The sequence below is a fragment of the Janthinobacterium sp. LS2A genome (assembly GCF_036543145.1).
GTDB classification, from domain to species: domain Bacteria; phylum Pseudomonadota; class Gammaproteobacteria; order Burkholderiales; family Burkholderiaceae_D; genus Janthinobacterium; species Janthinobacterium aestuarii.
The window spans coordinates 462,916-476,749 of sequence record NZ_JAZHPB010000004.1 but is presented as its reverse complement, the minus strand read 5'-3'; the positions used below and the strand labels follow the sequence as shown (position 1 = coordinate 476,749).

At 64.1% G+C, this 13,834-nt stretch carries 10 protein-coding genes; all 10 read right to left on the bottom strand.

Annotated elements, in window-relative coordinates; genetic code table 11:
* Nucleotides 1-22 precede the first annotated feature (22 nt).
* The 10 genes from V3C40_RS14965 to V3C40_RS14920 all read right to left on the bottom strand — a co-directional run bounded on the left by V3C40_RS14965 (nucleotide 23) and on the right by V3C40_RS14920 (nucleotide 13,831).
* The gene (locus V3C40_RS14965) at nucleotides 23-3,058 is read right to left on the bottom strand and encodes a CHASE domain-containing protein (protein WP_331777852.1); all 3,036 of its coding nucleotides are present in this window, start codon (nucleotides 3,056-3,058) and stop codon (nucleotides 23-25) included.
* A 142-nt stretch (nucleotides 3,059-3,200) separates the two neighbouring features.
* Nucleotides 3,201-3,980, bottom strand: coding sequence for a uroporphyrinogen-III C-methyltransferase (gene cobA / locus V3C40_RS14960; RefSeq protein WP_331777851.1), 780 nt, complete (start codon nucleotides 3,978-3,980; stop codon nucleotides 3,201-3,203).
* A 14-nt stretch (nucleotides 3,981-3,994) separates the two neighbouring features.
* Nucleotides 3,995-5,173: a CmpA/NrtA family ABC transporter substrate-binding protein gene (locus V3C40_RS14955; RefSeq protein ID WP_331777850.1), complete on the bottom strand. Its 1,179-nt coding sequence runs from the start codon at nucleotides 5,171-5,173 to the stop codon at nucleotides 3,995-3,997.
* 157 nt (nucleotides 5,174-5,330) lie between these two features.
* On the bottom strand, nucleotides 5,331-5,969 hold the full coding sequence (locus tag V3C40_RS14950) for an ANTAR domain-containing response regulator (RefSeq protein ID WP_070303064.1): 639 nt from the start codon (nucleotides 5,967-5,969) through the stop codon (nucleotides 5,331-5,333).
* 74 nt (nucleotides 5,970-6,043) lie between these two features.
* Nucleotides 6,044-7,543 carry a CoA-acylating methylmalonate-semialdehyde dehydrogenase gene (locus tag V3C40_RS14945; protein ID WP_331777849.1) on the bottom strand — a complete coding sequence of 500 codons (1,500 nt, stop codon included), beginning with the start codon at nucleotides 7,541-7,543 and terminating at the stop codon, nucleotides 6,044-6,046.
* 13 nt (nucleotides 7,544-7,556) lie between these two features.
* Nucleotides 7,557-8,354, bottom strand: a complete 798-nt coding sequence (gene iolB, locus V3C40_RS14940; protein WP_331777848.1) for a 5-deoxy-glucuronate isomerase — start codon at nucleotides 8,352-8,354, stop codon at nucleotides 7,557-7,559.
* Complete coding sequence (gene iolE / locus V3C40_RS14935; RefSeq protein ID WP_331777847.1) at nucleotides 8,351-9,271, bottom strand: myo-inosose-2 dehydratase; 921 nt, start codon at nucleotides 9,269-9,271, stop codon at nucleotides 8,351-8,353. Before iolE ends, iolB begins: the two co-directional genes overlap by 4 nt.
* The gene (gene iolD, locus V3C40_RS14930) at nucleotides 9,268-11,130 is read right to left on the bottom strand and encodes a 3D-(3,5/4)-trihydroxycyclohexane-1,2-dione acylhydrolase (decyclizing) (RefSeq protein WP_442907267.1); all 1,863 of its coding nucleotides are present in this window, start codon (nucleotides 11,128-11,130) and stop codon (nucleotides 9,268-9,270) included. The genes iolE and iolD overlap by 4 nt, the downstream gene beginning before the upstream one ends.
* On the bottom strand, nucleotides 11,091-13,037 hold the full coding sequence (locus V3C40_RS14925; protein ID WP_331777845.1) for a bifunctional 5-dehydro-2-deoxygluconokinase/5-dehydro-2-deoxyphosphogluconate aldolase: 1,947 nt from the start codon (nucleotides 13,035-13,037) through the stop codon (nucleotides 11,091-11,093). Before V3C40_RS14925 ends, iolD begins: the two co-directional genes overlap by 40 nt.
* 8 nt (nucleotides 13,038-13,045) lie before the next feature.
* Nucleotides 13,046-13,831, bottom strand: coding sequence for an ATP-binding cassette domain-containing protein (locus V3C40_RS14920; protein ID WP_070303058.1), 786 nt, complete (start codon nucleotides 13,829-13,831; stop codon nucleotides 13,046-13,048).
* Nucleotides 13,832-13,834 lie beyond the last annotated feature (3 nt).

Here is a 13,834-nt window from a genome sequence, read left to right as displayed (position 1 = left end):
CCTATTATCGCCGCTGCTTGCGTCAGGGGGTGTCGCTGGCGGCAAATTCCACTGAAATTTGTTCCGCCACCTGCGCCAGCGCCGGTCCCAGGGCTGTCAGCAAGACGCGCGCCTGCTGCAGGTCGCCGCCCACGCGCAAGCCTTCGATCGACGTGCACAGGCCCGCGAAGGCATGGGCGCCCACGGCCAGCGCCGACGATTTGCTGCGGTGGCCCAGGTCGGCCAGGCGTCCCAGGTCTTCCAGCGCCATGGCCTGCTCCATTTCGGCGATGCCGTCGCGTGCCGTGTCGAGAAACAGCTGGGTGTATTTGCGCATCTTCACGGCATCATTGCTGAACGTGAGGGCCAGGGTGGCCAGGTCGAGGATGGCCGTGTCGCGCAATTCCGGCGCGGCGGCCGATGACGGCGCTGCCGGCGCCGCCGCCAGCCTGTCGCTTGCACGCATGCGGCCGATGTTGCCGATGCCGCCACGCAGACGGAACCATTTCGCCAGCAGGTGAAACAGCAGATTCGGGGCGATCGGCTTGGTCACGAATTCATCCATGCCCGCCTCCAGGCAGCGGGCGCGATCTTCGCTGCCCGCGTTGGCCGTCATGGCGATCACCAGCAGGCCAGTGAGTTTCGGATCGGCGCGGATGCGGCGCGTCGTCTCGAAGCCATCCATCTCCGGCATCTGCACGTCCATCAGCACGCAGTCGTAGCGCTGGCGGGCCAGCAATTCCAGCGCTTCGCGGCCATTGCCGGCGACGCAGACCGTGGCGCCGGCGTCTTCCAGCAATTCGCAGCCCACCTGCTGGCTGAAGACGTTATCTTCGACCAGCAGGATGGATGCGCCGCGTATCACGCCCAATACTTCCGGCTCGACTTCGGCGATGCGTTCGTCGGACGCCTGCGCGCTTTTCTCCAGCCGCGCCGTGAACCAGAAGGTGCTGCCCAGGCCCGGCTGGCTGTACACGCCCACTTTGCCGCCCATGAGCTCCACCAGCTGCTTGCTGATCACCAGTCCCAGGCCGCTGCCGCCATACTTGCGCGTGGTCGACGGGTCGGCCTGGTGGAAGGAGCGGAACAGCTGCGCCACCTCTTCCTGGTTCATGCCGATGCCCCGGTCCTGCACTTCGAAGCGCAGCATGGCGTAGCTGCCGCGCTCCTCGGACTGGCGCACGCGCACGAAGATGCTGCCATTGTCGGAAAACTTGATGGCGTTGCTGGTCAGGTTCAGCAAGACCTGCTCCAGGCGCAGCGGGTCGCCGCGCCAGCGCTGCGGCAACTCCGGCGCGATATCGAACTGCAGCGCCAGGCCCTTGACGGCGGCCGCGTCGCCCAGCTGGCTGGCGATGTTCGCCAGCAGGGTGTCGAGACGGAAGTCCAGCACTTCCAGTTCCAGCTTGCCCGCCTCGATCTTGGAAAAATCGAGGATATCGTTGATCAGCCCCAGCAAATGCTGGCCCGAATGATAGATTTTTTGCAGGTAGTCGCGCTGGCGCGCGTCGGCCACCGATTTGAGGGCCAGGTGCGCCATGCCGATGATGCTGTTCATCGGCGTGCGGATTTCATGGCTCATGTTCGACAGGAAGTCGCTCTTGGCCTGGCTGGCCGCGTCGGCCTGCTCTTTCAGGCGGTGCAGCTCCGTCACGTCGGTGGACAGGCCGATCAGGCCCGTGACGGGACCGGGCAAGCCCAGCGGCACCTTCACGCTCCACAGGTGATGCACCTGCCCTTGCGCATCGACGAAGCGTTCCTCGCCGACGAACTTGGCGCCGCTGTCGAACACCTGGCGCTCGGTCAGCTGCGCGGCGGCGGCCGCATCGCCCAGCATCAACTCGCCATCCTGGCGGCCGATCAGCTGCTCCACCGGACGGCCCAGGATGGTGGCCGTGCGCGCATTCACGTAGCGGTAGCGCAGGTCGGCATCCTTCATGTAGACGTAGGCATCGACGCTATCGAGCACCGTATCGAGCAGGGTGCGCTGCGCCACCGCGTTGCGGCGCGAGCGGTACAAGGTAAAGATGTAGCCATAGATGAGCAGGGTGCCGGCCACGCCGACGCCCAGCGCCAGCCATGGAAAGTAGCGGTCGAAGGGGCTGTACAGCTCCGCCTTGCGCACGCGGAAATGGGCTTTCCACAGCCCCCCCTGGTAGGCGACGGGCAGCACCCGGTCGAAATAACCGGCATCGCCGCCCGGTTGCGGCGGCGCCGCCAGGTCGCCGTCATCGTTGAACAGCAGGCGGTCCTGCGGCGTGATGGACAGGGCCCCGCTGGCCGGCAAAGGACCGGCCGCGCTGTACAGGGTCAGGTGCAGCGGTTCCAGGGCGCTGCGTTCGAGCGCGCTGTGCACCAGCCGCGCCACGCCAAAGCCGATGCCGACGGAACCCTGGTAGGCGGCGCGGCGCTCGGCCACGCTGCCCTGCGGCATGCCATTGCGGTACACGGGCAGGCGCATGCCCAGGCCCACGTGCGCGGGCGGCCCTTTGATCATGATCACCTGCCCCGACGCACTGACCTTGCCGCTGTCGCGCGCTTGCGCCAGCGATTGCGCCACCAGCGGATTGGCGCCGATATCGACGCCCATGCGTTCGGCCAGCAGGGAATCGGGTTCCAGGTAGGTGAGCACCGTGTATTCCGGCCGCTCCCCCGCAGGCCGGATGGTGAAGGCAGGATAGCCGCGCGGCGCCAGGCTGGTGTCTTTGCGCACGGACTCGATGAAGGCGGCGCGCTGCGCCGATGGCACGGCCGCCGCGTAGTTGACCGATTCGATGGCCGGGAACTGGCGCACGATATCGAGGCCGGCCACGTAATCGTGGAACTGGCGCCGCGTCAGGTGCTCGCTGGTGCGGAACAGGGCTTCGAGGCCACGCAGCAGGTCGGAATAGCTTTTTACGCGCGTGATCAGGCTGTGCTGAGCACTATGCGTGAGATTGTCGAAACGCTGTTCGGCGTCGTCATTGACCGTGCGCGCCGCGCCCGCATACAAGGCGCCGCCCACCGCCAGGGCCAGCAGCAGGCCACCCGCCCATATCCTGATACCTGATCCCGCCCCGCCCTTGCTCAAAGTGTGCATTGTCGATCGCTTATTCCGGTTTCCTCGAATGGACGGCGCTGCGGCCGCCCAGCAAGTACGAGGATACTATCAAAGCTCATGCCCGACGCGCTTGTGGAAGAAAAAAAGCGCGTACGATGGTTGCACTGGAAACACCGGGTGCTTAAGCTTCCCGCAGTGCCCCGGCCAGCAAGGCGCCGACGCCATGGTCATCCCAGGCATCGGCGCAGCGCACCACGTCGCCCACGACGATGATGCTGGGACTGCCCAGGCCGCTGGCCAGCAGGTCGTCCGGCAAGTGTTGCAAAGTGCTCAGCAACTGGCGCTGGGCGGCCAGGCTGGCCGATTGCACCACGGCCACGGGCGTGCCGGGCGCCATGCCGCCGGCCAGCAAGCCGGCCTGGATGGCGGCCACCCTGGCCACGCCCATGTAGATGACGAGCGTCAAGCCGCTTTGCGCCAGGGCCTCCCAGTTCGGCTCTGACGCGGCATCCTTGCCGTGGCCCGTGACGAAGATGGCGCCCTGACTCCAGCCGCGGTGCGTGAGGGGCACGCCAATGGACGATGGCGCGGCCAGGCCGCTGCTGATGCCCGGGATCACTTCGACGGCCACGCCGTGGCTGCGCAGGTAGGCACGCTCTTCGCCGCCCCGTCCGAACAGATACGGGTCGCCCCCCTTCAGGCGCACCACATGCAGCCCCGCGCGCGCTTCGGCCAGCATCAGGCGCTCGATGAACGCTTGCGGCGTGGACGCGCAGCCGCCCCGCTTGCCCACTTCGACCACGCGCACGCCATGTGCCGCATGCGCGAGGATGGCCGGGTTGACGAGATCGTCGATCAGCACCACGTCGGCCCGTGCGATGGCCTTCACGGCCTTGAGGGTCAGCAGGTCCGGGTCGCCGGGACCGGCACCGACCAAGGTCACGCTACCACATTGCGCCATGATGAACTCTCCAATCAAAAAAAGTGGCCGATGGCAAACGATGCCGCGTACGCTTCCGGCGCGCTGCCGTCCCACACGACGCCGTCGCACAGGGTCGAGCTGCGCATCGGGGATTTTGGTACGGGTGTAGCCGTCATTTCCGCCGCTTGGCGGTACAGGTCGATGCGGTTGACCTGGCGCGCCACGGCCAGGTAATCGGGTTCGTCACGCAGCAAGCCCCAGCGCCGGTGCTGGGTCATGAACCACATGCCGTCCGACAAATACGGGAAATTGACGGCGCCATCGCCGTAAAACTTCAAGCCGTGCGCCTCGTCCCAGGTCTTGCCCAGGCCATCCTGGTAATGGCCAAGGATACGCGGCGCCAGGGTTTCCTGCGGCGTATGCAGATAAGCGGGCTCGGCCAGGGTGGCCGCCATGGCCAGCCGGTTGGTGTCGCTGGCATCGATCCAGCGCCCCGCCTCGAGCACGGCGGCAATCAGGGCGCGGCAGCTGTTCGGATGCTGCTGCGCAAATGCGGCGCTGGTGCCCAGCACCTTGCCCGGATGGTCGGGCCAGATTGCGCCGCTGGTGGTGGCCGTCACGCCCACGCCATCGACGATGGCCTTGTAGCCCCACGGTTCGCCGGCGCAAAAGCCATCCATCTGGCCCGCGCGCAAGGCGGCCACCATTTGCGACGGCGGCACCGTCATCACGCGCGCGTCGCGCAGCGGATCGATACCGTGCGCGGCCAGCCAGTATTGCAGCAGCATCGCGTGGTTGCCGGTCGGGAAAGTATGCGCAAACGCAAATGGCCGCGCCGCGCCGCGCATGTGCCGCGCCAGCGATGGTCCATCGTGGGCACCTTCGCGCGCCAGCGCCGCCGATAGGGTCACGGCCTGGCCGCTGTGGTTGAGGTTCATCAGCACGGCCATGTCGTGCTGTTGCCCGCCGATGCCCATCTGCACGCCATACACGAGACCGTACAGCACGTGGGCAGCGTCGAGTTCGCCGTTGTTCAATTTGTCGCGCACGCCGGCCCACGACATCTCACGGCTCAGTTCAATCTTGATGCCGTATTTTTCGTCGAGGCCCAGTTTTGACGCCATCACCAGCGAGGCGCAATCGGTCAGCGGCAGGTAGCCGATGCGTATCGTCTGTTTTTCCGGATGCATGGAGCGCATCGCGTGGGCACTCGTGCCCGCTTGCTGTGTCATACCATTCCTTGCTGATAAGTACTGTTTTGCCGCGCCGACATGGGCAAGGCCATAGCCATCCAGCAGCAAGGACCGTGCCTGTGCATGCCCGGTCCCAGGCAGGTGAAAATGCACCGGAATGGTGCACTGCACCAGCATGTGTCAGGAAATGCGCGCTTCATCCCAGCAAGTCCTCCACGTCGAGGATGCGTTGGGCAATGTCCGCCAGTTTGAGTTTCTTGTTCATGGCCATGCTGCGCAAGCGCTGGTAAGCCTGGTCTTCCGTCAAGCCATGATGCGTCATCAACAGGCCCTTGGCCCGTTCGATCACCTTGCGCTCGAGCAGCTTGTGCCGCGTGTCGAGCAATTCGGCGCGCAGTTTTTCTTCCTGGCGAAAGCGCGCCAGGGCCACATTGAGCACGGGCAAGATGCGCTCGGCATGCAAGCCGGCCACGATATACGCGGATACGCCGGCCGCCATGGCCGCATCGATGCTGGCCGTGGCGCCGTCTTCGGTAAACAGGACGATGGGGCGGCGCTCGTCGCGCGTGGCGATGACGATGTGCTCGAGCACGTCGCGCGCGTCCGATTCGGCATCGATGATGATGAGGTCAGGCTGCAGTTGCGCGATTCGCTCGGGGAGGTAGAGGTCGGCTGGCAGCGAGGCGACGATGTCGAAGCCCGATTCCAGCAAGCCGATGCGCAAGGCATTGCCGCGCTGCACCTGGGCAGCCAAGGCCGCGTTCTCGTGCACGCCGTGCTCGACAATGGTGTTGACGACAACGATGCGCAAAGGCTGGGTACGGCTGGACGTCATGGGAACGATCTGCAATGGCTAAACACAACCATTGCAGTAAGCAAGAAGCGAACCAGCCGGGTTTACACGGTACTTTACTTCAGGGTCGGCATGGCAAACTCGGCGCCGGCCGCCGTCGATGCGGGCCAGCGTTGGGTCACGGCCTTCTGTTTCGTGTAGAAGCGTACGGATTCCGGGCCATGCGCGTGGTGGTCGCCGAACAGGCTACGCTTCCAGCCGCCGAAGCTGTGGAAGGCCATCGGCACGGGAATCGGCACGTTCACCCCGACCATCCCCACCTGCACCCTGTGCGTGTATTCGCGCGCCGTGTTGCCGTCGCGCGTGTAGATGGCCGTGCCATTGCCGTACTCATGCGCGTTGACCAGGTCCAGCGCCGTCGTAAAGTCCGGCACGCGCACGATGCACAGCACGGGCCCGAAGATTTCTTCCTTGTAGATCGTCATGTCCGGCGTGACATGGTCGAACAGGCTGCCGCCGAGGAAGAACCCTTGCTCGTGGCCGGGCAGCACGAAACCGCGCCCGTCGGCCACCAGCTTGGCGCCCTCTTCCACACCGTTGGCGATGTAGCCGGCGATCTTGTCCTTGTGTACTTGCGTGACGACGGGGCCCATCTCGGCCGACAGATCCATGCCCTGCGTGGTTTTCAGGGCGGCAATACGCGGCACCAAGGCTTCGACCAGCTGGTCCGCGACATTGCCCACCGCCACGACGACGGAAATGGCCATGCAGCGCTCGCCGGCCGAGCCAAACGCCGCACCCATCAGCGCGTCGACCGTCTGCGGGATGTCCGCGTCGGGCATGACGACCATGTGATTCTTCGCGCCACCCAGGGCCTGCACGCGCTTGCCCTGCGCACAGCCGGTCGCATAGATATATTCGGCAATCGGCGTGGAACCGACGAAACTGACGGCGCGCACGTCCGGGTGGTGCAATAACCCATCCACGGCTTCCTTGTCACCCTGCACCACATTGAAGACGCCATCGGGCAAGCCCGCGTCCGTCAACAGTTGCGCCAGCAGCAGGCTGGCCGACGGATCGCGCTCCGACGGTTTCAGCACGAACGTATTGCCGCAGGCAATCGCCATCGGGAACATCCACATGGGCACCATCACGGGAAAGTTGAATGGCGTGATGCCGACGCACACACCGAGCGCCTGGCGGATCGACCACGCATCGATGCCGCCGGCCACCTGTTCCGAGTATTCTCCCTTCATCATTTGCGGGATGCCGCAGGCAAACTCCACCACTTCGATGCCGCGCGTCACTTCCCCTTTGGCATCCGTAAACACTTTGCCGTGCTCCGCCGTGATCAGGGCGGCCAGTTGGTCGGAGTGCTCTTCCAGCAATTCCTTGAACTTGAACATGACCCGGGCGCGGCGCAGCGGCGAGGTTTGCGACCAGGCGGGAAACGCCGCATGGGCTGCCGCCACGGCCGCGTTCAGTTCGGACGGCGTGGCCAGCGCCACCCTGGCCGTCACGGCGCCCGTGGCGGGATTGAACACATCGCTCGTGCGCTCTGAGCGCGAAGCCATCGGGTTGCCACCAATAAAGTGGCCAATCATCGGGGTCGTCATCTTTTGTCCTTGGTTATTTCGTCATCAGCCAGTCATGGGCCGGGTCATTTTTAAAGTGCCACACGCGTTTCGGGCCGGCCATCACGTTCAGGTAATAGCCGTCGTAGCCATACGGCACGGTCACGGGGTGGTAGCCGCGCGGCACCATCACCACGTCGTGGTTTTCCACGGCCATGGCTTCATCGATGGAACGGTCGTCCGTGTAGACCCGTTGGTAGGCAAAGCCCTGCTCGGGATTGAGGCGGTGGTAATACGTTTCTTCCAGTGAGCTTTCCAGCGGCACATTGTCGCTGTCGTGTTTATGCGGCGGATAGCTCGACGAGTGGCCGGACGGCGTGACCACTTCCACTACCAGCAAGCCATCGGCCTCGGCCGTTTGCGGCAGGATGTCGCACACATAGCGGGTATTCGCGCCCTTGCCGCGCACGGAGCGCGTCATGGTGGCGGGGTCGATCAGGCGCGCCGGACGGTGGGTGGTGGCGGGCGCGCTGCAAAGTCCGACCTCGGCATTGCTCACTGCCGTGATGTTGACCGTTGTATCCAGCGGGACATACACGGCGTACGGCGAGCGGTCCTCAAAGACGCTTTGGCGGTGACCGATCTCGCGCCACTGCTGTTCACCGGCCTGTACGGTGACCGTACCCGTCAGCACGACGATGCACAGCTCGCGCTTGCCCGTCTCCAGTTGCAAGGACTCGCCCGCCTGAAGGCGGTGCGCGGCGAACCCGACATGCGTCCAGCCGGCCGACTCGGGCGTCACCTCGACGATCTTGCCGCCGGCCTTGTTCGCTTTGACTAATAGCGGGCTCATGCCGCCTCCCGGCCCAGGCGCGGGATGGCCTCGACGAGCTTGGCCAGGTAATCGTGGCCCATCTTCGCGTATTCGTAGCTGGGGGCCACGGCCGGATCCTGCTCCGCTTCCACCACGAGCCAGCCTTCGTAGCCGTGCAGATATAAACGCGTCAGGATGGCCGGAAAGTCGATGCTGCCGTCGCCCGGCACGCTAAAGGCGCCATTGATGACGGCCTGCAAGAAACTCCAGTGGCCATTGCGCGCCAGTTTCACGACGTTGGGGCGCACGTCCTTGCAATGCACGTGGCAGATGCGATCGATGTGTTTGTTCAGCACCGCCAGCGCATCGCCGCCGGCAAACGTGATGTGGCCCGTGTCGAACAGCAAGCCGACTTCCGATCCCGTCAAGGCCATCAACTGGTCCACGTCGGCCGGCGTTTCCACGTAAGCACCCATGTGATGGTGATACGCGAGGCGTACGCCATGCGCGAGCAAATGGGCGGCAAAGGCCGTCAATTTGTTGGCGTAGTCCTGCCATTGCTGCTGCGACTGGAAACGCGGGCGTTTATACAGCGGGCGCGCTTCGCCCTGGATCGCGTCGGCCACTTCGCCGTAGACCATAACGGTGGCGCCGCTGTCGGCCAGCAGCCGTAAATGCGATGCTACGGCAGCGATTTCGTCTTCGACCGAGCGGTGCGCCAGCCGTCCCGAATACCAGCCGGAAACACAGGCGAGATTGTATTTGCCCAGCACCGCGTTCAGCGCTGGGGCATCCTTGGGAAACTTGTTGCCCAATTCAAAACCCACGTAGCCGATCTCGGCGCCCTCTTTCAACGCCGTTTCCAAAGGCGTTTCACCGCCCAGGCTCGGTAAATCGTCGTTCATCCACGAGATCGGGTTGATGCCGATCTTCACATTCCATGTTGATGCGTTCATTGTTGTTGTCCTTGGCGGTCAAGTTCATAACGGGCGCGCGCAGCTTGCACGGCTGGCTGCGTGGAGACCTCGGGCACGGCCACTTCCCACCAGCAACCGCCCTCTTCTGTCGTGCGCGTGTCGTCCGTATCGATGCAAATCAGATAGGTGCGTGGCGCGGCGCGAGCGCGCAGCATGGCTTGCTCCAGTTCGGCAATCGACCCCACGTGTTCGGACAGCGCACCCAGCGATTGCGCATGCAGGGCAAAGTCGATCCGCGGTGCGCTGTCGGGCAACATATTGTTGAACGAAGGGTTGCCGCACGCCTGCTGCAGGCGGTTGATGCAACCATAACCGCGGTTGTCGAGCACGACAATGATGAGTTTTTTATCGAGCATGACGGAGGTGGCGATTTCCGAATTCATCATCAGATAGCTGCCGTCGCCCACCATGACGATGACCTCTGCATCGGGCTTGGCCATCTTGACGCCGAGGCCACCTGCGATCTCGTAACCCATGCACGAGTAGCCGTACTCCATGTGGTAGCCGCCCGGCGTGCTTGTCCGCCACAGTTTATGCAGCTCGGCCGGCAAGGTGCCCGCCGCGCAGACGACGATATCGTTGCTGGTCGAGTCCGCTGAAGAACGTTGCACGGCGCCGATGACTTCGCCGTCGTACGGCAAGCCGGCCACGTCGCGCCGGCCCGTGATGCTTTTGACCGTCTCGCGCCATGCGTTCCCTGCCTGCTGCGCCCGGTCCATCCATTGTCCCGCGCTATTCCAGCTGCCCAGCAGCCGCGACAGGCCTTGCAAGCCGAGTGTCGCGTCCGCCTGCAAGCCCAGGCCACGGCGTTTCAACACATCAAAACTGTTAACGTTCAGGCTGACCAGTTGCGCCTGCGCAAACAGGGAGTTCGAACCCGTCGTGAAATCCTGCAGGCGCGTGCCGATGGCCAGCACCACGTCCGCGTCCGCCGCCAGGCTGTTGGCCGCAGGCGAGCCCGTCACGCCGATGGCGCCCAGTTGCAGCGGATGGCTCCATGGCAAAGAACTTTTACCGGCCTGGGTTTCCGCCACGGGAATGCCATGGCGCTCGGCAAACGCCTGCAAGGCGGCGCTGGCCTGGCCATACAGCACGCCGCCACCGGCCACAATCAGCGGCTGCTTCGCGTTTTTCAACAACGCTGCCGCCTCCTCCAGTTCCTGCTCGACAGGCGGCAAAGAGCGGAAACGCACGATGCGCGGTTCAAAGAAATCCACGGGATAGTCATACGCCATCGTCTGCACGTCTTGCGGCAAAGACAAGGTGACGGGACCGCAAGCGGCCGGGTCCGTCAAGGCGGCAATGGCGCGCGGCAAGGCCGTCAGTAGCTGTTCCGGATACACGATGCGGTCGAAATAGCGCGACAGCGGCTTGAACGCATCGTTCACCGACACGCTGCCATCCGTGCCATCTTCCAGCTGCTGCAGTACCGGATCCGGCGCGCGCGAGACGAAGACGTCGCCGGGCAGCAAGAGCACGGGCAAGCGGTTCACGTGGGCCAGCGCGGCGGCCGTCAGCAAGTTGGTCGCGCCCGGGCCGATGGAACTGGTCACGGCCATCATGCGCCGGCGCATGTGGGCTTTCGCATAGGCGATGGCAGAGTGCGCCATCGCCTGTTCGTTATGAGCGCGGTAGGTCGGGAAGCTGTCGCGGTACTGGTACAGCGCCTCGCCCAGTCCCGCCACGTTGCCGTGGCCAAAGATGGCAAAAGCGCCGCCGAACAGAGGTTCGCCCCCCTCCACCCGCAAGGCGGCCAGGTAGCGCACCAGGGCTTGGGCCATGGTCAAACGAATCGTGCTCATGCTGCACGCTCCAGACGGTTGCGTGTACGCTGCCACAGGGCAATGAGCTGCTCGAAGTTGGCGCGCACGGCGGCGATCAGGCCTGCATCGTCGAGTTCGCCCGCCAGCCAGCGGCGGCTCGGTTCCTGGAAGATGGTGCGGCCCACCATGAAGCCGCGGCACGTCGTGCTGGCACTGGCTTGCTCAAAACTGGCGGCCAGGGCGGCGATCGGCGCGTTCAAACCCAGCAGGACGACGCCACGGCAGTACGGATCGCGCTCGTGCACGAGGACATCGATGGCTTGCCATTGCTGGGCTGACATGCTTTCCAGCTTCCACCATTCCGGGTAAATGCCCAGGTTGTACAAACGCTTGACGGCGCGCAGGACCGTGTCGTCACCGTGCGGCAACGCTTCCGACGGTATGACTTCGAGCAACAGTTCGTGACCGCTCACTTGCGCCGCATCGTACAGGGCCTTGATTTGCGCTTCCTGTTCCAGCCGGTTTTCCACGGCATCGTCCGGGTGCAATTGCACCAGGCATTTGATCACGTGTTCCTTGGGCCAGCTGAGCAGGTGCGAGCCGATGGAACGGCCCCAGTCGAATTGCAGCGGATTAGAGCCAGGCAATTCCACGGGACGGCCTATCCACCAGCCACGTCCCGTCGCATCGTTGAGCGCATCGACGCCATAGCGGCCATCGATCAGCACGCCCGTCTTGCCGGCCAGCTGCAAGGCCGTTTCCGTCTGCGCCACGGCTTGCACCATCAATTGCTTCAAGGCCGCAATGGCGGACTCGGGCGCGCCAGTCTGTTGCGCCAGCTCAAAGAATTGCGTACGGTGGTCAAAGGCAAACACGCACAGCTCGCTCCATTCCTTGCGCGCCACCGTCGTGCGGTGCAGGCGCGACAAGGTGGCGTCCTGATCCGGCTGCGTCAGCTTGGCCGCATTGGCGAGGAAATAGTCGAGCTCGACGGGTGACGGCATGGCCGGCGCGCAGCCGTGGCGCGACACGACGAGGGCGCCGCAGCCATTCGCGTAGCGGCAGCACGCTTCGTAATCCTCGCCGCGCAGCCAGCCTTTCAGGAAGCCCGACAGAAACGCGTCGCCCGCGCCCAGTACATTGAGCACTTCCACGCGCACGCCACGGTAGTTATATGCATCATCGAGGCTGTGCGGCACCACATTGTCGATGACGGCGCTGCCCAGAGGGCCCCGCTTGACAACGAGGGTGGCCAGGGTGGCGGCCCGCACGGCGCGCAAACTGGCCATGATATCCGCGCCGCCGCCGGCGATCATGAATTCTTCTTCCGTGCCGACGATCAGGTCGAATTGCGGCAGGATGCTTTGCAGATGTTTGGTCACGCCTTCGTTCGAAACGAAACGCGTTTCGCCATCGGCCTTGCCCGACAAACCCCACAGCACGGGCCGGTAATCGATGTCGAGCACGGTACGCACCTTGTTGGCGCGGGCCAATGTGAGCGCCTGCGTGCTGACGGCGTGCATGGCAGCCGTGGAGAAATGCGTGCCGGTGATCAACAGCGCTTTGCTCGACGCAATGAAAGCCGCATCCACCGACGATGCGTCGATGGCCATGTCGGCGCAATTTTCGCGGTAGAAAATCAGGGGAAACGTGTTCTTGTCCTTGATGCCCAGCATGACTAAAGCCGTGAGGCGGTCGCGGTCGATGCCCACGTGGCTGACGTCGCAGCCCTCTTTCGACAGGGTGTCGGTGAGGAAACGGCCCATGTGGTCATCGCCCACTTTCGACAGCATGGCGGACTTCAAGCCCAGCCGGGCCGTGCCGAAGGCGATATTCGCCGACGAGCCGCCCAGGTACTTGGCGAAACTGGTCGCGTCTTCCAGAGTGCTGCCGATCTGCTGCGCGTACAGGTCCACGGCCAGGCGGCCCAGGCAGATCACGTCCAGCGCCCGGCCCTGGGCAAATTGTGTGGAATTATTCATGGCTATCCTTAAATCGTGACACCGTCGAGTTCACTCATCAGCGTTTGCATTTCCGCGCCGCCCGCCATCATGTCCAGCAAGGCTTCCTTGCTCACCGTATCTTTGGTGAAGGTGCCCAGCGACTTGCCCCGGTTCAACAACGTGAACGAGTCGCCGACCGGATACGCATGGTGCACATTGTGCGTGATAAAGATCACGGAAATGCCCCGCTCGCGCGCCTTGTAAATCAGTTTCAACACATTGAACGATTGCTTCACGCCCAGGGCTGCCGTCGGCTCGTCGAGGATCAGCACCCTGGCGCCGAAGTGGATGGCACGGGCAATGGCCAGGCACTGCTTTTCGCCGCCGGACATGGTGCCGATGGCCTGGTGCGGGTCACGCACCATGATGCCCATCTCGGCCAGCTTGTCGCGCGCCGTCTCGGCCGCATAGTCGATATCCATCACGGGCACCAGTCCCAGCAGCTTTTTCATCGGCTCGCGCCCCATGAAGAAATTGCGCGCCACGGACAGCAGCGGCACCAGCGCCAGATCCTGGTAGACGGTGGCCACGCCCATGTCCAGCGCTTCGCTGGGCGAATTGAAGACGACGGGCTTGCCATCGACCAGGTATTGGCCATCGGTGGGCTTGTGCACGCCGGCCAGGGTCTTGATCAACGTCGACTTGCCGGCGCCGTTGTCGCCCAGCAAACAATGCACTTCGCCTTCCTTCAGCCGCATGGTGATGTTTTGCAGGGCCAGCACGGAGCCGAAGCGCTTGCTGACATTTTCCAGGGCAAGAATATGCTCGCTCATGAT